Source organism: Micromonospora sp. NPDC049903 (assembly GCF_044460945.1).
GTDB lineage: Bacteria > Actinomycetota > Actinomycetes > Mycobacteriales > Micromonosporaceae > Micromonospora.
Window position 1 is genome coordinate 14,828 of the sequence record NZ_JBITKL010000008.1, and the last position, 18,923, is coordinate 33,750.

An 18,923-nucleotide genomic window follows, 5' to 3' on the forward strand; every position below is an offset into this window, starting at 1 on the left:
GAGCCCCCGTCGGGGGGCCGGGGGTGGGGGTGCTGGTGGTGGTGGCCGCCGTCTTGGCAGGCGGGGCTCCTCGGGGCGGCGGGGGGGGCGCCGCGCCCGCCCCCCCCCCCCCCCCCCACCCCCGCGCACGAGTGAGGAGATCGACACCGTGAACACCACCGTGGGACGCGGCGCGGCCCCACCGTCCACCCGGCCGTCGCGCCGATGGCGCAGGACGATCGCCGTGGCCGCGTCCGTCGGGCTCGTCGCCACCGGCCTGGCCGGCGTCGCCGGTCCGGCGCACGCCGCCGAGCCCCAGTCGTACACCTTCACCAACACGGTCAACCCGATCCTCGGCGACGGCAGCTACTACTCCGCCGACCCGGCCCCGATGGTCGTCCGCGCCGGTGCCCCCGGCAACGACACCGACGCCGACCAGCTCTACGTCTACACCGGCCACGACCAGGCCGGGCCGTCCACCAACGACTTCATCATGAACGAGTGGGGCGCCTTCCGGACCACCGACGTCGAGGCGGGGGAGTGGACCCACTACCCGTCGCTGATGCGCCCGGAGGCCGCCTTCGCCTGGGCCACCCCGGGCCGCGCGTACGCCGGCCAGGTGATCCAGGGCGTCGACGGACGCTACTACTGGTACGTCCCGATCCACGAACGCAACAGCACCGCGTCGGACCGGTTCGCGATCGGGGTGGCCGTGTCGGAGAGCCCGACCGGCCCGTGGACCGACCACGCGGGGGGCCCGATCATCTCCCAACGGGTGCCCACGCCGAACACCATCCATAACATCGACCCGACGATCCTGGTCGACGGCGAGGCTCCCAACCAGCGCGTCTACATCTGGTGGGGCTCCTTCAGCCAACTGCGGATGCTCGAACTCCAGCAGGACATGAAGACCCCGATCGGGGCCCCGCGCACCGTCACCGGCCTGACCGGCTTCTTCGAGGGCGCCTGGGCCTTCAAGCGCAACGGCACCTACTACATGGCGTACGCCGGCAACAACGCCGGCCCGACCTCGCAGTGCACCCCGGCGAACTACCACGCGTGCCTCGCCTACGGCACGGCCGCGTCGCCGGAGGGACCGTGGACCTACCGGGGGACCTTCCTGCGTCCGGTCTCCTCGACCACGAGCCATCCGGGCGTCCTGGAGTTCAACGGCACGTGGTACCTGGCGTACCACACCGCCGACGCCGTGGGCGGCGGTCACTTCCGGCGCTCGGTGGCGATCGACCCGGTCGAGTGGGACGACTCGCTGACCCCGCCCCGGATGAAGCTCGTCACGCCCACCCCGGCCAAGGGACGTGACCTCACCCCCCGGCCGAACATCGCCCAGGAGGCCCGGGTCACCGTCTCCAACGAGCCGGTACCGGTGCAGTACTGGGTGAAGGCGCTCAACGACGAGATCGTCCGGTCGAACCCGTTGCCGCCGGACATGTGGGGCACCTGGACCGGCAACAACCCGCCGCAGCAGTGGGTGCAGTACACCTGGGACCAGCCGATGCGGATCTCCGGTTCGCAGATTGACTTCTGGAACGACCAGCCCCAGGGCACCGGCGTCGGTGTCGCCGCGCCGGCCCGCTGGCGCATGCAGTACTGGAACCTGGACACCGGGCAGTGGGCCGACGTGCCCAACCCGAGCGGATTCCCGACCGCGACGCAGGGCTTCCAGAACACCACCTTCGACCCGGTGACCACCACGCAGGTGCGCGCGGTGTTCGACGCGTCGACCAACGGCAGCACGTACTCCGGGGTGGCGGTCGAGGAGTGGAAGGTCCTCGCCGCGCAGCCGGAGTCGGTCACCGCCCCGGCGATGACCGTGGAGGTCGGCGAGACCGACCTGCCGGACACGCTGCCGGTGTCGTTCGGCGCGCAGACGCTGCGGGTGCCGGTCTACTGGGACGAGGTGCGGCCTGCGGACGTCGCCGAGCCCCGGACGTTCACCGTCGGCGGGACCGTGCTCGGCTACGCCGCCGACCGGGTCTCCGCGCAGGTCACCGTCATCTCGCCGGACGACACCGAGGGAGACGTGACGCCGCCGACGGTGACGCTCACGCCCAGCGGCAGCGCCGGCAGTGACGGCTGGTTCCGGTCCACGGTGCGGGTGCGGGCCGCCGGTGTCGACGACCGGGGTGGCCGGATGACCATCTCCGCGCGGGTCGGCTCGGGCACGCCGGTCGAGGCCACCGACGTACGGTCGGTCGACGTCACCGTCACCGGGGACGGCCGGCACACCGTCACCGCGACCGCCACCGACCGGGCCGGCAACGTCTCCGACCCGGCCTCCCTGGAGGTACGCGTCGACGCCACGGCCCCGGTCAGCACCGCCACGGTGAACAGCACCACGCGGGCGGTCACGCTCGCCGCGACCGACGCCACCTCCGGCGTCGCCCGGATCGAGTACACCCTCGGCACCGGCGCCTGGACCACGTACGACGGCGCGATCCCGGCACCCGACGCGAACCGGCGCACGGTGTCGTACCGGGCGATCGACGTGGCGGGCAACCTGGAGACCGCCAAAACGGTCGTCATCCCGGCCGACCTGTCGGGGCCGCTCACCGGCAACATCGGGCCGATCGGCACCCCGACCGCCTCGTTCACGGCGGGCTGGAACAGCGTCACCGCGCTCAACGACGGTGCCGACCCGACCAACCCGGGCCAGGCGCAGATCTGGGGGACCTGGTCGGGCAGCCGCCCGGCCACCCAGTGGATCCAGTACGACTGGAGCCGCCCGGTCCGGATCACCGGCACCGAGCTGAAGTTCTGGCGGGACTCCAACCAGGGCACCGGAGACGGTGTCGCCCAGCCCGACGGGTGGGTGGTGCAGTACTGGGACGCCACCGCCTCGGCCTGGCGTGACGTGACCGGCGCCTCGCCGTACGGCACCAGCACCACCGCGTTCAACACCGTCTCCTTCGACCCGGTGACCACGTCGAGGCTGCGGGCCACCATCCGGGCCAACGGCAACGGCACCACCTACTCGGCGGTCGCCGTCACCGAGTGGCGGGTGTTCGCCGACGACCCGGGCGTCCGGCCCGAGGTGCCGGTGACGGTCACCGTGCAGGCGCGGTGTGTGGCCGGGAAGGCGTACGTGGCGGTGCAGGCGCGTAACGATCACGACGGTCCGGTGGACGTGGTGTTGGAGAGTGCGTACGGGCAGCGGTCGGTGTCGGCCGTGGCGTCGGGTGCGAGCGCGTTCCAGCAGTTCACCACCCGTGCCGCGTCGGTCCCGTCCGGCACCGCCACCGTGCGGGTCACCGGCTCGCTCGACGGCACGGACGTGACGACCGTCGTCACCCGGGACCATCCCGGCGCCGACTGTGCCGCAGACCCTCGTCAAGCCCAGTAACCACGAGAGACAACGGAGAATCGCATGAACACAGGGAATCGGAAGCGGTTGCTGGCGGCGGGTGCCGCCGGGGCCTTGCTGGTCGGGTCGGTGGCGATGGCTGCGCCGGTGTCGGCTGATCCGGGTGACACCGGTGACGTGACGGTCACGGTGGAGATCGAGGAGTTGGTGGAGCCGGGTGTGCTGGCGATGTCGATCGCGGGTGACTCGGTGGCGTTGACCGAGGACGGGTCGACGTTGTTGGTGCGTCAGTTCGTCGGTGGGTTGCCGACGGTGACGGTGACCGACACGCGGACGGCTGACGAGGTGCCGGAGGGTGCGGCGTGGGCGGTGCTGGGCAGCGCGACGGACTTCACCGGTGGCGCGGGTCAGGAGCCGATCGGCGCCGGGCACCTGGGGTGGAAGCCGCGGCTGGTCGACGGTGGGGACACCGGGCTGGTCAGTGAGGGTGAAGAGGTCGTGACGGTGTTGGACGAGCCGACGCAGCCGGGCAACAACGTGGGTCTGGTCGACCAGGAGCTGCTGGTCTCGACGTTCGACTCCGGAGCCGTCGCGGGTGGGGCGTACTCGGTCGACGCCGACCTGTTCCTGCGCACCCCGGCCGACGTGGCCGCCGGTGAGTACACCTCGACGTTGACCCTGTCCCTGTTCGAGTGATCCATGCGGGTGGGGGCCGCCTGCTTCGGCGACCCCCACCCGTACCCCTGCGGTGTAAAGGGCTGGTCATGAGCGTGCCGAAGGTCCCGTGGCGGCGGCGGATGGTGGCGCGGACGTCCGCCGTGCTGGCGACGCTGGCCGTGCTGGCGGCGACCGGCCTGGCCGGAGCGGTCCCCGCGTGGGCGGAGCCGACCGCGCCCACCGTCACCTGGGCGGTCCAGCCGGCGAACCCGCTCGGTCCCGACGGCCGCCGCTGGGTGGAGCGCACGCTCGACCCGGGTGAGGTGGTCACCGAGCACCTGGCGGTACGCAACTTCAGCGACGCCCCGGTGGTGTTCTCGCTCCAGGCCGCCGACGGTTACCTCACCGACAAGGGGCGGTTCAACATGCTGCCGTCGCACCAGTCCTCGGTGGACGGTGGCACCTGGATCACGGTGCGCGACACGGTGAGCGTCGGAGCGAAGTCGACGCGGGTGGTGCCGTTCACCATCGAAGCACCGGCCGACGCCAGCCCCGGCGACCATCCCGCCGGCATCGCGGCCACCGTCACCAGCACCGGCGGCACGGTGGCGGTGGAGAGCCGGGTCGGATTCCGGGTGATGCTGCGGGTCAGCGGCACCGCTGTCGCCGCGATCCGCGTCGACGACCTCACCGCCACCCACCACCGGTCGTGGAACCCCTTCTCGCCGGGCAACGTGCGGATCCGGTACACGGCCGTCAACGACGGGAACGTGGCCGTCACCGGTGCCGGTCGGGCCACCGTCGGCGACCTGTTCGGGCTGCTCGACACCGAGGGCCCGGCCGAGGTGGAGGAACTGCTGCCCGGCGGCGACCGCCCGGCCGAGGCGTACGTGCGCGGGGTGTGGGGCTGGGGACGGCTGACCGCCACCGTCACGCTGACCCCGGACATCCTGGTCGGCGACCCGACCGACTCCGAGATCCGGCCGACCACCGCCACCGTCACGGTCTGGTCGATGCCCTGGCCACAGGTGGCCCTGCTACTCGTGATCGTGGCGCTCGTACTCGCCTGGCGTGCCGTGGTGCGCGGGCGCCGCCGCCGACTCGCGCGGCTTCTCGCGCGGGCCCGCGACGAAGGCCGCCAGGAGGCCCGGACCTCGGCGTGACCCGTTCCCCGACTTGTCGGTCGCCCGGCCTGCGCGGCGGCCGGACGTGCGGGTCGGTCTGGCGTGTGGGTCGGCGTGGCGTGTGGGTCGGCGTGGCGTGTGGGGCAGCGTGGCGTGCGGCGGGGGACGGCCGGGCGTGCGGGGCGCGGGGCGTCACACAAGTAGCGGCAGTCCGTCGTGGTGCAGGCGGAACGCGTCCAGGTCGGTGGCGTCGACCGCCAGCCGCAGTCCGGGCAGGTGCCGTGCCACGCGGTCGAACAGGATCCGGCTCTCCAGCCGCGCCAGGTGCGCGCCGAGGCAGAAGTGGATGCCGTACCCGAAGGCGATGTGCCGACGGACGTCGCTGCGGGCGATGTCGAACTCGTGCGGCCGGTCGAAGACCGCCGGGTCCCGGTTGGCCCCCCAGATCGACAGCCCCACGCGGTCGAAGGCGGGGATCCGCCCACCGGCCAGCTCGACGTCCGCGAAGGCGAACCGGGGCGGCACGATCTCCACCGGCCCCCGGAACCGCAGCGTCTCCTCCACCACCGCCTCGGCCAGCGTGGGATCGTCGCGCAGCGCCTCCCACTGCACCGGATGGGTGAGCAGCAGGCGGAGTCCGTTGACGATCAGGTCGACGGTGGTCTCCTGCCCGGCGATGAGCAGCAACTGCACCAGCGCCACCAACTCGTCGCGGTCCAGCCGGTCCGCGCGGTCCTCCACCGCCACCAGCTCGGAGATCAGGTCGTCGGCGGGTTCGGCACGGCGTTGCGCCGCCAGGTCGTCGAGGTACGCCGCGAACTCCAGGGTCGCCGCCGGGCCGTCGTACCCGGCCGACACGATCGCCGCCGACCAGGCCCGGAACCGCGCCCGATCCGGTTCCGGTACGCCCACCAGCTCGGCGATGACGTTGACCGGTACCGGATCGGCGAGATCGGCCACCGCGTCCGCGTGGCCCTGCCGACGTGCCCGGTCGACCAGCCGGTCGGCGAGGTCACCGATCCACGGCTCCAACCGGGCCACCGCCCGTGCCGTGAATCCGCCGCTGACCAGCCCGCGCAGACGGGTGTGATCGGGCGGGTCGAGGCTGATGAGCTGCCGGGACTCGATCCTCGCCACCTCGGTCATCTCGTACGGGGCGGGAGTCGGGCCGTCCGGGCGGTGCCGGTGCACCTCGTGCCCGATCATCGGGTGCCGCAGTCCGTGCAGCACGTCGGCGTGACCGGCGACCACCCACAGCCGGTTGCCGGCGGGGTCGACCTGGAGCACCGGGCCGCCGCTGTCGCGTACCCGGTCGTAGAACTCGTGCGGGTTCCGGCGCACGACCGGATCCCACAACTCCGACAGGCCGAACGCGACCGCCACCTCGCCCCCTCGACAGCTGTAAGGAAGGGTCCCCTGCTAACGCCTCGTGTATAGCAGGGGACCCCTCCTTACATCTCGTGCGGCCAGCGAACGTTTCGGGGGAGTTTTCGGGAAGGGGGCACCGACGGACCTTCCTGAGCCGAGTGGGCGCCACACTTCGGTGTAGTCTTCCGCGCAGGTACGAGCGGCACTGCGAGTCAGGCAAGGACGCCGAAACAAGCCGAAAACCTTTACCAGGCTACTTCCGCCGGGAGTGCCTGCACGGGCTCCCGAGGCAACCTGTCGCCGCGTACCGCATCCGTGCCGGTCGCTGGGAGGGAGCACCGCATGACGACCGAGCCCGAGGTCCCCGCCAACCGCACGCCCACGCTCACCGACGTCGCCAAGCTGGCCGGCGTCTCGGTCGCCACCGCCTCCAAGGCCATCAACGGACGTGGCGAGGTGCGGGCGACCACCCGGGTACGCGTGCTGGAGGCCGCGGAGTTGCTCTCCTTCGCGCCGAACGCCCTGGCCCGAGGGCTGCTCAGCGGCCGGACCGGGACCGTCGGCCTGCTCACCAGCGACCTGGAGGGGCGGTTCTCGATCCCGATCCTGATGGGCGCCGAGGACGCCTTCGGGGCGGGCCAGGTGTCGGTGTTCCTGTGCGACGCACGCGGTGACGCGATCCGGGAGAAGCACCACGTCCGCGCGCTGCTGTCGCGCCGGGTGGACGGGCTGATCGTGGTCGGCTCGCGGACCGACCCCCGGCCGCCGCTGGCCGGCAACATCCCGGTGCCGGTGGTTTACGTGTACGCCCCCTCCTCGGACCCGGCCGACATCTCCATCACGGTCGACAACGTCGGGGGCGGGCGTCTCGCCATCGAGCACCTGCTGGCCTGCGGTCGGCGCAACATCGCCCACATCACCGGCGAGCCGGGTTTCCAGGCGGCCCGCGACCGTGCCGAGGGCGCGGCGGCGGCCCTCGCAGCGGCGGGACTGGGCATGGTCGGCGACCGGCCCTACTACGGGTCGTGGGACGAGTCCTGGGGGCGGGCCGCCGCGCACATGATCGTCGAGCAGCGGCCCGAGGTGGACGCGATCTTCTGCGGCAGCGACCAGATCGCCCGGGGCGTCCTGGACGCGCTGCGTGATCTCGGCCGGGATGTGCCGGGGGCGATCTCGGTGATCGGCTTCGACAACTGGGAGGCCATCTCCGCCGACTCCCGCCCTCGACTGACCAGTGTGGACATGAATCTCCAGCATCTCGGCGCGGTGGCCGGGCAGCGCCTCTTCGCGGCCATCGACGGTGCGGTGACCCACTCCGAGGAGTTCGCCAGCCGCCTGGTGATGCGCGAGTCGACGCTGCCCGTGCGCTGAGGCCGCCGCCCGCGTGCTGAGCCTGTGCCCCGTGCGTCGGGCCCGGCTGCCCTACCTGGTGGTGAGCCCGAGGCTGATCGTCTTGGTCAGCGTGGCGTTGTCGTCGTCGCCGTCAAGCGACCAGATCATCGCCCCGCCGAGTCCGGCGGCCCGGATGTAGAGCGTCTTCTGGAGCACCACCGCCGGGTCGTCGTACGTCCACAGGGTGGTGCCGTCGAACAGCCAGGCGTGCCCGGCGCGCAGGTCGCGGTGCACCGTGAAGCCCTTGCCCGGCAACGTCTTGAGCTGCTTGTAGTCCTCGTAGCCGGCCGCGTGGGTGGCCGGTGCCGGTCCGGTCGCCGGCCGGAACAGGCCGGTGCCGCCGCCGGTGACGCCGGTCCAGCCCTGGCCGTAGTACGGGATGCCCAGCACCAGCTTGCCGCGCGGCGCGCCCCGGGCGATCCAGCCGTCGATCGCCACCTGCACGGAGAAGTCGGGGTCGTCCGGCGCGCCCTTGGGCACGCGCAGCGCGGACTGCTGGTTGGTCACCGCGTCCCAACTGCCGTGGAAGTCGTACCCCTGCACGGTCGCGAAGTCCAGGTACTTGAAGATCTTGCGGCCCTCGAAGCCGGCGTCCATCGCGGCCGGGTTGGCCGGCAGGAAGGCGGTCAGCGGGTGGTGGGTGCGGGTGGTCCGGCCGTACGCGTCGAGCTGCCGGCGGAACTCGGCGAGCAGCTTGGTGAAGTTCTCCCGGTCCTCCGGGCGGATCACGTTGCCCGGCTCACCCGGCGAGCCCGGCCACTCCCAGTCCAGGTCGATGCCGTCGAAGACCCCGGCGGCCGAGCCCGGCCCGCCGCTGCCGCCGTCCAGGATCGGCAGGTTGCCCTTGAGGTAGAGGTCGATGCAGGAGGCGACGAACGCCTTGCGGGAGGCGTCGGTGCGGGCCGCGTTGGAGAAGTACGTCGACCAGCTCCAGCCGCCGAGCGAGATCATCACCTTGAGGTGCGGGTGCTTGGCCTTGAGCTTCGCCAACTGGCCGAAGTTGCCGTTGAGCGGCTCGCCCCAGGTGTCGGCGACCCCGTCGACGCTCTCCTGCGCCGGGACCGGGCGCTGGTAGTCGGCCCAGGCGTCGCCCTCACCCGGCCCACCGTCGACGAAGCAGCGACCGTCCTCGCTGACGTTGCCGAAGGCGTAGTTGATGTGGGTCAGCCGGCTCGCCGCCCCGGAGGTGTCCAGCTTCTGCACGGGGAACGCCCGGCCGTAGATGCCCCACTGGGTGAAGTAGCCGACCCGGTGGTATCCGGTACCGCGCTGCGGTGCCGCGTGGGCGGCGACCGGTGGCGCGGCGGTCACCAGCAGCGTGGTCAGCGCCACGAGGGCGGTGAGGCGGCGAGGACGGAACGGTCGCATCGGCACTCCCGGGCGGGACGGCGATCAGTAAAGACACCTGTCTGATTGACGAACGTAAGCTGATCACCGTTTCCGGTCAAGACTCGGTCCGGTTCCCGTCGTTGCGCTCGCGCAGGTCTCGTTCGGCGGCGGCGACCACGACCGGATCGGCGCATCCGGCCGCGTAACCGGCGATCCGGCGGCGGATGTCCCGGCCGAGCAGCCAGGTGCCGATTCGGTCGGCGACCGGTCGCAGCAGCGCCGGACGGCAACGGAAGTGGTACCGCCAGGTGGCGACCGAGTGGCCGGGCTCGTCCGCCGGCACGAACCGCCAGCCGCCGGCGAACATCTCGAAGAACCACGGGCCGCGCACCATCTTCATGCCGACGTTGGTCGGTGGTGCGTAGGAGACGTACTCGCTGACCATCGAGAGGCCGTGTCGGGACCGCGTGAACGTGCGGACGCCCTTGTCCGGCCGGACGGCGCCGTCCACGAAGTGCTGGCTGCGGACGAACGGATCCCACCGCCGTCGGACCGGCATGGTGGTCTGCGAGATCGCGAACGCGAGATTCGGGGGTACGGGGACGACGGCCACCGCCTCAACCACGGGCATCGCCCCATTCTCCCCCGGTGCGACCGGTTCGGCCCGGGTGGCCGGGTGCCCGTCCGGCCCCGGATGGATCGACTGGTCGTCTGTTGTATCGATGGTTCTCGAATGAAACACTCTGCGTAGTCGCGTCCGGGGCCGGCGTGCGAACCATCGTCAGGGCGTGCGGGGATGCCACCCGCGCAGGGCAGCCCGTTTCCCAGGCACCGGCTGCCGTGCTGCGCCCGGTGCTCCCACCACCCCCGGAGGAGACACCGCATGTCGAAGAAGTACGCCCTGGTGACGATCGCCGCCGCGACGCTGGCCCTGGTGGGCGCGGCCGGTATGGCGAGCAGCGCGGGCGCCGCCACGTCCCCGCCCGTCCCGCTCACCACCTCGCAGTCGCCGACGCCGACGGTGACGGCGTGCCCGCCCGCGCTGCCGCTGGCCGGCATGGTGGCCGGCACCACCACCACGACCGTCACCATCCGTTACTCGCTGACGTTCCGCCCGCCGTGCGGGTACGACCTGCCCATCACGGTGCACCTCTTCGCCACCCGGGAGGACGCCGAGATGTGGCGCAACCCGGTGGCCTCGGCGGACACCGGGCTGGAGAGCTACGGCTCGGTGGTGGTCGAGGGGCTCACCCCGGACACCGAGTACTGGTTCCGGTTCAGCGATGCGAAGGGCCGGCGGGACCCGTACGTCCTCGGCGGTCCGGCCCGTACGCAGGAGGTGCCGGTGTGCGCCGCGACGGCGACGATCGGCAGCGGCTGGGGGAGTGGCTTCGTCGCCACGGTCACCGTGCGCAACACCGGGACCGAGGTGCTCGACGGCTGGCAGGTCTGGTGGACCTGGCCCGGTGACCAGCGGATCCAGTCGCTGTGGAACGGAACGCCGACCGAGGCGGGCAGCGCGGTGACCGTCCGCGACGCCGGCTGGAACGCCCTGCTCGCCCCGGGCGGGTCGACGACGTTCGGCCTGCTGGCCACGACCACCTCGGTGCCGGAGGGCTTCACGCTCGCCTGTGGTCGTTGAGCCGGGCGGCGGACCCCGGCCGCATGGAGGATTGTGAGTGCGTTACCGGGTGGTAACGATGTCGTGTCATGGACTCTGCCCTGACCTTGATCGGACTGCCCGTCGCCCTCGGCATCATCATGCTCGGTCTGGGTCTCGGCCTGACCGTCGCGGACTTCCGGCGGGTGGCCCAGCACCCCAAGGCCGCCGTCATCGCGCTGGCCTGCCAGGTGTTGGTGCTGCCGGCGCTCTGCTTCGGCCTGGTGCTCGCCTTCGACCTGCCGCCGGAACTGGCCGTCGGGATGATGCTGCTCGCAGCGTCGCCCGGCGGCACCACGGCCAACCTCTACAGCCACCTGTTCGGCGGGCACGTGGCGCTGAACATCACCCTGACCGCGATCAACTCGGTGCTCGCCGTGCTCACCCTGCCGATCGTGGTCAACCTGTCCGCGGGCTACTTCCTGAGCGACGCGACGAGCATCGGGCTGCAGTTCGACAAGGTGGTGCAGGTGTTCGCCATCGTGCTCGTCCCGGTCGCGATCGGCATGCTGGTCCGGGCCCGGGTGCCGGGCGTGGCCGACCGGCTCGACCGGCCGGTCCGGATCATGTCCGTGGTGGTGCTGGTCGCGGTCATCCTCGGCGCGGTGCTCGGTGAGCGGGAGAACATCGCCGACTACTTCGTCGCGGTCGGTCTGGCGGTCCTGGCGTTCAACCTGCTCAGCCTCGCGGTCGGGTACGGGGTGCCCCGGCTGGCCGGGATCGCGCCGCCCGCCGCGAAGGCGGCCGGTTTCGAGATCGGCATCCACAACAGCACCCTGGCCATCACGATCGCGCTCAGCCCGGCGCTGTTGAACAACACGCAGATGGCGATTCCGGCCGCCGTCTACGGCATTGTCATGTTCTTTACCGCAGCGGCTTTCGGTTACCTCGTCAACCGCGTCGACGCGGGTCCGCCCGGCACCCACGACAGCGCCACGACGAGGTGAGAAAAGGGGTGGTGAGCAGCCGCGACGCGCGGATCACCGATGGTCGTGCCGGCACCGTCCACGTGCGGGGCCGCATCGATCCTCGGATCTGCCGTCGCGTTCCCTGGCTGTGCAACGATCGTTGAGCGTCATGCCGACCGCCCGGTCCCGCCGGCCTGCCTGTGCCTCGGTCACCGGCCGGGCCCGGCGGAACGGCGCCACACCTCGTACCCCTTGGAGAGCACGATGTCCTTCTCTCCGGCTCAGGTCTTCGCCGCGCTGAACGCGGTGCGACCGCCCGACCAGCCGTCTCCGGTGCTCGGTACGGCCGTGGTGGTCGGCGGCAGCGTCGCCGGCCTGCTGGCCGCCCGGGTGCTGTCCGACCACGCGGCGAGCGTCGTCGTGATCGACCGCGACGACCTGCACGTGCCGGGCGGACGGCCGGGTGTGCCACAGGGGACACAGTTGCACGCGCTGCTGCCCGGCGGTTTCCTGCAACTGGAGCGTCTCTTCCCCGGGTTCCGTGAGCAGGCCCTGGCCCAGGGGGCGGTCGAGGCGCCACCGGCCGCCCGGCGCAACTACCTCGACGGCCGCCCCAAGGTGGTGGTGCCCGACGACGCGGACAGCCTGGCCGGGAGTCGCCCGCTGCTGGAGGGGCTGATCCGTCAGCAGGTCCTGCGGCTGCCCAACGTCAAGACGGTGACCGCCCGCGCCACCGGCCTGGTGCTCGACGGCTCGTCGGTGGCCGGGGTCCGGTGCGACGTCAACGCCGCGCCCGGCGTGGAGAACGCCGATCTGGTGGTCGACGCCATGGGCCGGTCCAGCCGCCTCTCCGACTGGCTGGCGGAGGCCGGCTGGGAGCGACCCGCCCTGCGGCGCATGCCGGTGCACCTCAACTACGCCACGGCCCTGTTCCGTCGCCGCGAGGCGCACCCGGAGCACACCGTGGTGATGGCCCTCAACAGCGTCGCGTCCTCCTCGGACGTCGCCGGGGCGGCGTTCTTCGCCATCGAGGACGGTCGGTGGATGGCGATGATGGCCGGCTACGGCGACAACCGCCCCGGCCGCACCGCCGAGGACTTCGTACGCCGGCTGCGCGAGCAGTTCCCGCCCGAATTCACCGAGGTCGCCGAGAGCGAGATGCTCGGCGAGGTGCAGACCTACCGCCACGCCGACAGTCGGCGGCGGGACTACCACGCGCTGCGGCGGCTGCCGGGCGGTCTGGTCAGCGTCGGTGACGCGGTCGCCTCGTTCAACCCGGTCTACGGCCAGGGGATCACGGCCGCGGCGCTGCACGCGGCCTGTCTGTCGGCGTACCTGCGCTCCGGGCCGGACCTCCGCTTCCCGGCCCGCCGCTTCTTCGAGTTGCAACGGGTCGTGGTCGACGCCGCCTGGTCGATGTCGACCTCCGCCGACCTGGCGCTGCCGCACGTCGACGGTCCCTACCCGCGCGGGTACCGGCTCACGAGCTGGGTGAGCGGCCAGATCGTCCGGGCGACCATGACCGACGTGGCCACGGCCCGCCGTTTCAACGACGTCGTCTCGATGCGCGAGCACCCCCGCGCGCTGGCCCGGCCCGGCATGGTGCTGGGCGCGCTGTGGGCGAACTGGCGGGCGCGCTGACCTAAGGCGCAATTTCGTCGCTCTTGTCTGATTCGGCGACTCCGGCGCCACACTTGCACTTATTGCAATGTCCGCATATGTTGCTCGTGGCGAGCGGAAGGAGTGCCGGATGGGTGCCGGGCACGATCACGGGCAGCAGGTCCTGCGCGCGGGGGAGAAGCACCGGGGGCGGCTCTGGGTGGCTTTCGCCCTGCTGGCCGTCTTCATGGTGGTGGAGGCGATCGGCGCCTGGGTGACCGGTTCGCTGGCGCTGCTGTCGGACGCCGGGCACATGTTCACCGACGTGCTCGGCATCGGCATGGCGCTGGCCGCGATCACGGCGGCGAGTCGGGCCTCCCGGGACGGGCAGCGCACCTTCGGGCTCTATCGGATGGAGGTCCTGGCGGCGCTCGCCAACGCGGTGCTGCTCTTCGGGGTGGCGCTCTTCGTGCTGGTCGAGGCGGTACGCCGGCTCGGCGAACCGCCGGAGGTGATGGCCGGGCCGATGCTGGCGGTGGCGGTGGCCGGGCTGCTCGCCAACATCGTGGCGTTCCTGCTGCTGCGCTCCGGCGCCAAGGAGAGCCTCAACGTGCGGGGCGCCTACCTGGAGGTCTTCGGCGACCTGCTCGCCTCGATCGGGGTGATCGTCGCGGCCGGGGTGATCGCGTTGACCGGCTGGTGGTACGCCGACCCGATCGTGGCCGTGGCGGTCGGCTTCTTCATCCTGCCCCGCACCTACCGGCTGGGGCGGGCCGCGTTGCGGGTCCTCGTCCAGGCCGCGCCGCCGCACTTGGACGTCGCCGAGGTCCGCGACGCGCTGCGCGATGTCGAGGGCGTGGCCGACGTGCACGACCTGCACGTCTGGACGCTGACCTCGGGCATGGAGGTGGCCTCGGCGCACCTGACCCTGGCCGGCGGGGCGGACCTGGCCCGGGTGCTGGCCGCCGCACGCCGGCTCCTGCACGACCGCTTCGAGATCGAGCACGCCACGTTGCAGGTGGAGCCCGAGGACGCCGAGGGCGTCTGCCACGGCGCCCACTGGTGAGGGCCGGGAACCCGAAGCCCCGCCGCGCCGACTACCTGGGAAACCACCCGCACCAGGAGCCGTCGTTGAACCGCCCGCACCAGCTCGTCCCGCCCCTGATCCTGCGCCGTCCGGTGCTGGTGCCCGCCGCCATGGTCCTGGTCGCCGCCGGTGTCGCGGCCGTGCTGTTGTGGTGGGGCGGCGGCAGCGTACCGCCGACTCCGCCGGGGCTGCCCGAACCGGACCGGACCGCGGCCTGGCTGCTGCCGGCCGCCCGGCTCGGCATGCAGGTCGGCGCGGTGGCCACCGTGGGGCTGTTGGTGGCGGTCACCGTGCTGTCGCCGCGCGACGACGGCGGCCGGCTCTCCGCACTGGGCTATCGCCGACTGCGGGCCGCCGCCTGGACCGCCGCCGCCTGGGCAGTGTCCGCCGGTGTCGCGGTCTGCTACACGCTCGTCGACCTGTTCGGGCTGCCCGCCGCGCAGGTGCTGTCGGTCCGCGCGGTGCTGAACTTCGTCCGCACCGTGCCGCTGGGCCAGTCCCTCGCGCTCAGCGGAGCCCTGGCGCTGGTCGCGGCCGTCGTCGCGGCCCGCAGCCTGCGTCCCTCCGGGGCGGTGGTGGCGCTGCTCGCCGCCCTGGCCGCGGTGGTGCCGCCGGTCTTCACCGGGCACGCCGCGTCGGCCAGCAACCACCAGTTGGCCGTCTCGGGCCTGCTGCTGCACGTGGTGCCGGTCACCGTCTGGGCCGGTGGCCTGCTCGCCCTGGCGGTCACCGGCCGGGGCGGCGCCGCCGACCTCGCGGTCGCGGTGCGCCGGTTCTCCCCGCTGGCGCTGGTCTGCCTGGTCGCGGTCGGTGTGTCCGGTCTGCTGTCGGCGAGCGTACGACTCACCGGCCCGGCCGACCTGACCGGCACTGGGTACGGGCGGCTGGTGCTGGTCAAGACCGCCCTGCTGGCCGTGATCGCGGTGCTCGGGCAGTGGCACCGGCGGTCCACGATGCCGGCACTGGTCGCCGGTCGGCGACGCCCGTTCGTGCGGGTCGCGGTCGTGGAGACGCTGCTGTTCGGGGCCGCCGTCGGTGCCGCGGTGGCCCTGTCGCGTACCCCGGTGCCGGCCGTCGGCGCCGACGAGGACGTGGCGACCGCCCTGCTCGGCTTCCCGATGCCGCCGCCGTTGAGCGTGACCACGGTGGCCCGGCTCTGGCTGCCGGAGCCGCTGGTCATCGCCACCACCCTGGGCGCGGCCGGGCTCTACCTCGCCGGGGTGTGGCGGCTACGGCGGCGCGGTGACGCCTGGCCCGCCGCGCGTACCGCGTTCTGGCTGCTCGGCTGCGTGGTGATCGTCGTCGCCACCTCCAGCGGCCTGGCCCGGTACGGCCCGGTGCTGTTCGCCGTGCACATGGTGCAGCACCTGCTGCTGATGATGGTCGCGCCGATCCTGCTGGTCCTGGCCGGGCCGGTCACCCTCGGGCTGCGGGCGCTGCGACCGGCCACCGACCCGCGCTGGCCGGGTCCCCGCGAGTGGCTCCAGGCGGGCCTGCACTCCCGGGCCTCCCGCGTGCTGACCCACCCGGTGGTGGCGCTCGTCGTCTACGTGGCCAGCCTCTACGTGCTCTACTTCACCGGCCTGTACGAGCTGGCGGTGCGCTCGCACGCCGCCCACCTGGCGATGGTCGGGCACTTCCTCGCCGTCGGATACCTCTTCTTCTGGGCGGTCATCGGGGTCGACCCGGCACCACGCCGGGTGCCGTACCCGCTGAAGATGGTCCTGGTGCTGATCAGCATGGTGCTGCACGCCTTCCTCGGTGTCGCGCTCATGCAGTCCTCGACCGTGCTGGCCGCCGACTGGTGGATTGTGCTGGACCGGCCGTGGGGTCCGACACCGCTTGACGACCAGCAGGCCGCCGGAGGTATCGCCTGGTCCTTCGGCGAGCTGCCCACGGTGATCGTGATGGGTGCGCTGATGTACCAGTGGATCCAGGCCGACCGGCGCGAGGCCCGTCGCCGCGACCGGGCCGCCGACCGCGCCGAGGCCGAGGGCCGCGAGGACCCGGAGCTCGCCGCCTACAACCGGATGCTCGCCGAGCTGGCCGAACGCGACCGCCGGGTACGTCGATGAGTTTCCGTCCAGCCTGCTCTCAGCAACCTGCCAGCCGACCGGTGCAGCATTGGCTGCTCCCACAGAGAAGGTTGACGCCCGCATGACGAGGAACCTGCGACTGACGTTGGCGATGATCCTGGTGGTGATCCTCGTCATGATCGGCCTGACTGCGATCAACCGGAACGCCGGCTCGCGGGCCAGCGGCGAACCGGTCGACCCGGCCGTGCTGGTACGCGACGACAGCCACCGGCTCTCCACCGCCACCGACGGCAAGGTCACCCTGGTCGAGTTCCTCGACTTCGAGTGCGAGGCGTGCGGCGCGGTCTACCCGGCGGTCAGCGAACTCCTGGACACCTACCAGGACCGGATCACCTTCGTGGTGCGGTACTTCCCGATCCCCAGCCACCCCAACGCCGAGTTGGCCGCCCGGGCCGCCGAGTCCGCCGCCCACCAGGGGCGGTTCGCCGAGATGTACACCGTGCTGTTCGAGAACCAGGAGACGTGGGGGCACCAGCGGACCCCGCAGACCGAGGCGTTCGTCGGGTACGCGCGCACCCTCGGTCTGGACGTCGAGGCGTTCCAGCGTGACCTCGACGACCCGGCCACCGCCGAGCGGGTGGCCCGGGACCGGGCCGACGGCGAGACCGCCGGGGTGCAGGGCACTCCGACGTTCTTCCTCAACGGCCGGCAGTTGACGAACGTGCGTACCCAGGCGGACATGATTGCCGCCATCGACGCCGCGCTCGCCGGATGAGCGCCGGCCCGGCCCGCCGGCCGGCGGACACCGACGGACCGGAGGCGGGGTTCCTCGCCCGGGTCACCGCGTGGGTGCTCACCGTCGGCGGTGCCGTGGGTCTGCTCGCGGCGGCCACCCTCACCGTCGAGAAGATCAACCTGCTGAGCGATCCGGACTACGTGCCGACGTGCAGCATCAACCCGATCCTGTCCTGCGGCTCGGTGATGACCACCCCGCAGGCCGCCGCCTTCGGCTTCCCGAACCCGCTGCTCGGCATCGCCGGCTTCGCGGTGGTCACCACCCTCGGCGTCGTGCTGCTCGCCGGGGTGCGGCTGCCCGGCTGGATCTGGGCCGGCCTCCAGGCCGGGGCCACCTTCGGCGTGATCTTCGTGCACTGGCTGATCTATCAGAGCCTGTACGTCATCGGCGCGCTCTGCCCGTACTGCATGGTGGTCTGGGTGGTGATGATCGCGATCTTCGTCTATACCACGCTGTGCAACCTGCGCCGGGTGTCGCCGTCGTCGCCGCCGGCCCGGCTGGCCGGACTCGCCGGTTATCACAGCTTCATCCTGGTCGCCTGGTACACGGTGATCCTGCTGGCGGTGCTGGTCCGCTTCTGGGACTACTGGTCGACCCTGCTCTGACGCCGCCTGCGCCACACCGCGAGCAGCCCGCCGATCACGACCACGCCCAGCAGCGCGTAGGTGCCGATGCCCAGTTCCCGTTCCAGATAGCGGTAGGACGCCGCGCCGAGGTACCCCAGCACGGACACCGCCGCCGCCCAGAGCAGCCCGCCGGTCACGTTGGCCCACCCGAACGTCGTACGGCGCATGCCGCTGGCCCCGGCCGCCAGCGGCACCACCACCCGCAGCACCGCCACCCACCGACCGATCACCACCGCCACCGCACCACGGCCGGCCACCAGACGACGTGCCCGCTCCAGGTCGAGGTGACGCCGCGCCACGGCGGGTGCGTGGGTGAGCACCGTCGGCCCGTATCGCCGACCCAGCAGGAAGCCGACCTGGTCGCCGAGGCAGGCACCGGCCGCGGCGGCGGCGACCACCGCCCACAGCGGCAGGCCACCCTCGTGCGCGACCACCCCGCCGAGCAGTACGGCGGTCTCACCCGGCACCACCAGTCCGAGCAGCGTCGAGGACTCCAACGCGGGCAGGACGAAAACCAGGAGCAGGACGACCACCGGGGGAAGTGCGGTGATCACCGCCAGCACCCGTTCCACGCCTTGATTGTGGCCGTCCTGCCCCGGCGTCGAGCAGGGAATCGTTACGGCGCGGGGACGACCTCCTGCCCGAGCGGCCAGATCGCCGCCGGCACCAGCTTGAAGTTGGCCACCCCGAAGGGGATCCCGATGATGGTCAGGCAGAGACTCACCCCGGCGACGATGTGCGACAGCGCGAGCCACCAGCCGGCCAGGACGACCCAGATCACGTTGGCGACGCCGGAGGCCACCCCGACACCCGGCTTGGGCACCAGGGTCCGGCCGAACGGCCACAGCGAGTACGACGCCAATCGCAGCGACGCGACGCCGAACGGGATGGTGACGACGAGCACGAAGCAGATCAGGGCCGCGATGCCGTATCCGATCGCCAGCACGATCCCGCCGCCGAAGATGAGCCACAACACGTTCAGCACGAATCGGATCATGATCCCATCATGACCGGTGGGTGCCACCGGCCGCGAAGGGCGG

16 protein-coding genes are annotated in these 18,923 nt (G+C 72.2%); 11 read left to right on the top strand and 5 right to left on the bottom strand.

Annotation, left to right across the window (positions count from 1 at the left end; all coding sequences use genetic code 11):
* The first annotated feature begins 148 nt into the window (after positions 1–148).
* From ACIBO1_RS15130 to ACIBO1_RS15140, 3 genes are all read left to right on the top strand, one after another.
* Entirely contained in the window at positions 149–3,340 is a 3,192-nt protein-coding gene (locus ACIBO1_RS15130; protein ID WP_396746180.1) for a family 43 glycosylhydrolase, read from the top strand.
* Positions 3,341–3,364: 24 nt separating this feature from the next.
* Positions 3,365–3,997, top strand: coding sequence for a hypothetical protein (locus tag ACIBO1_RS15135; protein WP_396746183.1), 633 nt, complete (start codon positions 3,365–3,367; stop codon positions 3,995–3,997).
* 68 nt (positions 3,998–4,065) lie between these two features.
* Entirely contained in the window at positions 4,066–5,121 is a 1,056-nt protein-coding gene (locus ACIBO1_RS15140; protein ID WP_396746185.1) for a hypothetical protein, read from the top strand.
* Between the two features lie 153 nt (positions 5,122–5,274).
* Here the strand turns inward: ACIBO1_RS15140 and ACIBO1_RS15145 are convergent, their stop codons facing one another.
* Positions 5,275–6,465 (bottom strand): cytochrome P450, encoded by a 1,191-nt coding sequence (locus ACIBO1_RS15145; RefSeq protein ID WP_396746188.1) that lies wholly within the window; start codon positions 6,463–6,465, stop codon positions 5,275–5,277.
* A gap of 327 nt (positions 6,466–6,792) precedes the next feature.
* Between ACIBO1_RS15145 and ACIBO1_RS15150 the strand changes: the two genes are divergently transcribed.
* Entirely contained in the window at positions 6,793–7,821 is a 1,029-nt protein-coding gene (locus tag ACIBO1_RS15150) for a LacI family DNA-binding transcriptional regulator (RefSeq protein ID WP_350695379.1), read from the top strand.
* A gap of 51 nt (positions 7,822–7,872) precedes the next feature.
* Here ACIBO1_RS15150 and ACIBO1_RS15155 read toward each other — a convergent pair whose 3' ends face one another.
* Together ACIBO1_RS15155 and ACIBO1_RS15160 are read right to left on the bottom strand one after the other, a co-directional pair.
* On the bottom strand, positions 7,873–9,210 hold the full coding sequence (locus ACIBO1_RS15155) for a glycoside hydrolase family 18 protein (protein WP_396746191.1): 1,338 nt from the start codon (positions 9,208–9,210) through the stop codon (positions 7,873–7,875).
* Positions 9,211–9,286: 76 nt separating this feature from the next.
* Positions 9,287–9,802, bottom strand: a complete 516-nt coding sequence (locus ACIBO1_RS15160) for an SRPBCC family protein (protein ID WP_396746194.1) — start codon at positions 9,800–9,802, stop codon at positions 9,287–9,289.
* 252 nt (positions 9,803–10,054) lie between these two features.
* On the opposite strand from ACIBO1_RS15160, the gene ACIBO1_RS15165 reads away from it, so the two are divergent.
* The 7 genes from ACIBO1_RS15165 to ACIBO1_RS15195 all read left to right on the top strand — a co-directional run bounded on the left by ACIBO1_RS15165 (position 10,055) and on the right by ACIBO1_RS15195 (position 17,862).
* Positions 10,055–10,813, top strand: coding sequence for a cellulose binding domain-containing protein (locus tag ACIBO1_RS15165; protein ID WP_396746197.1), 759 nt, complete (start codon positions 10,055–10,057; stop codon positions 10,811–10,813).
* A gap of 68 nt (positions 10,814–10,881) precedes the next feature.
* Positions 10,882–11,778: a bile acid:sodium symporter family protein gene (locus tag ACIBO1_RS15170; protein ID WP_396746199.1), complete on the top strand. Its 897-nt coding sequence runs from the start codon at positions 10,882–10,884 to the stop codon at positions 11,776–11,778.
* 225 nt (positions 11,779–12,003) lie between these two features.
* Positions 12,004–13,380 carry an FAD-dependent oxidoreductase gene (locus ACIBO1_RS15175; RefSeq protein WP_396746201.1) on the top strand — a complete coding sequence of 459 codons (1,377 nt, stop codon included), beginning with the start codon at positions 12,004–12,006 and terminating at the stop codon, positions 13,378–13,380.
* A gap of 109 nt (positions 13,381–13,489) precedes the next feature.
* On the top strand, positions 13,490–14,404 hold the full coding sequence (locus ACIBO1_RS15180; protein WP_396746203.1) for a cation diffusion facilitator family transporter: 915 nt from the start codon (positions 13,490–13,492) through the stop codon (positions 14,402–14,404).
* Positions 14,405–14,535: 131 nt separating this feature from the next.
* Positions 14,536–16,500: a cytochrome c oxidase assembly protein gene (locus ACIBO1_RS15185; protein WP_396746725.1), complete on the top strand. Its 1,965-nt coding sequence runs from the start codon at positions 14,536–14,538 to the stop codon at positions 16,498–16,500.
* 82 nt (positions 16,501–16,582) lie between these two features.
* Positions 16,583–17,236: a DsbA family protein gene (locus ACIBO1_RS15190; RefSeq protein ID WP_396746206.1), complete on the top strand. Its 654-nt coding sequence runs from the start codon at positions 16,583–16,585 to the stop codon at positions 17,234–17,236.
* Positions 17,233–17,862 carry a vitamin K epoxide reductase family protein gene (locus ACIBO1_RS15195; RefSeq protein ID WP_396746209.1) on the top strand — a complete coding sequence of 210 codons (630 nt, stop codon included), beginning with the start codon at positions 17,233–17,235 and terminating at the stop codon, positions 17,860–17,862. The genes ACIBO1_RS15190 and ACIBO1_RS15195 overlap by 4 nt, the downstream gene beginning before the upstream one ends.
* Here the strand turns inward: ACIBO1_RS15195 and ACIBO1_RS15200 are convergent.
* Together ACIBO1_RS15200 and ACIBO1_RS15205 are read right to left on the bottom strand one after the other, a co-directional pair.
* Positions 17,841–18,455: a DedA family protein gene (locus tag ACIBO1_RS15200; RefSeq protein ID WP_396746212.1), complete on the bottom strand. Its 615-nt coding sequence runs from the start codon at positions 18,453–18,455 to the stop codon at positions 17,841–17,843. The two genes, ACIBO1_RS15195 and ACIBO1_RS15200, sit on opposite strands and share 22 nt — an antisense overlap.
* Before the next feature lie 44 nt (positions 18,456–18,499).
* Positions 18,500–18,880 (bottom strand): YccF domain-containing protein, encoded by a 381-nt coding sequence (locus tag ACIBO1_RS15205; RefSeq protein ID WP_350695369.1) that lies wholly within the window; start codon positions 18,878–18,880, stop codon positions 18,500–18,502.
* Positions 18,881–18,923 lie beyond the last annotated feature (43 nt).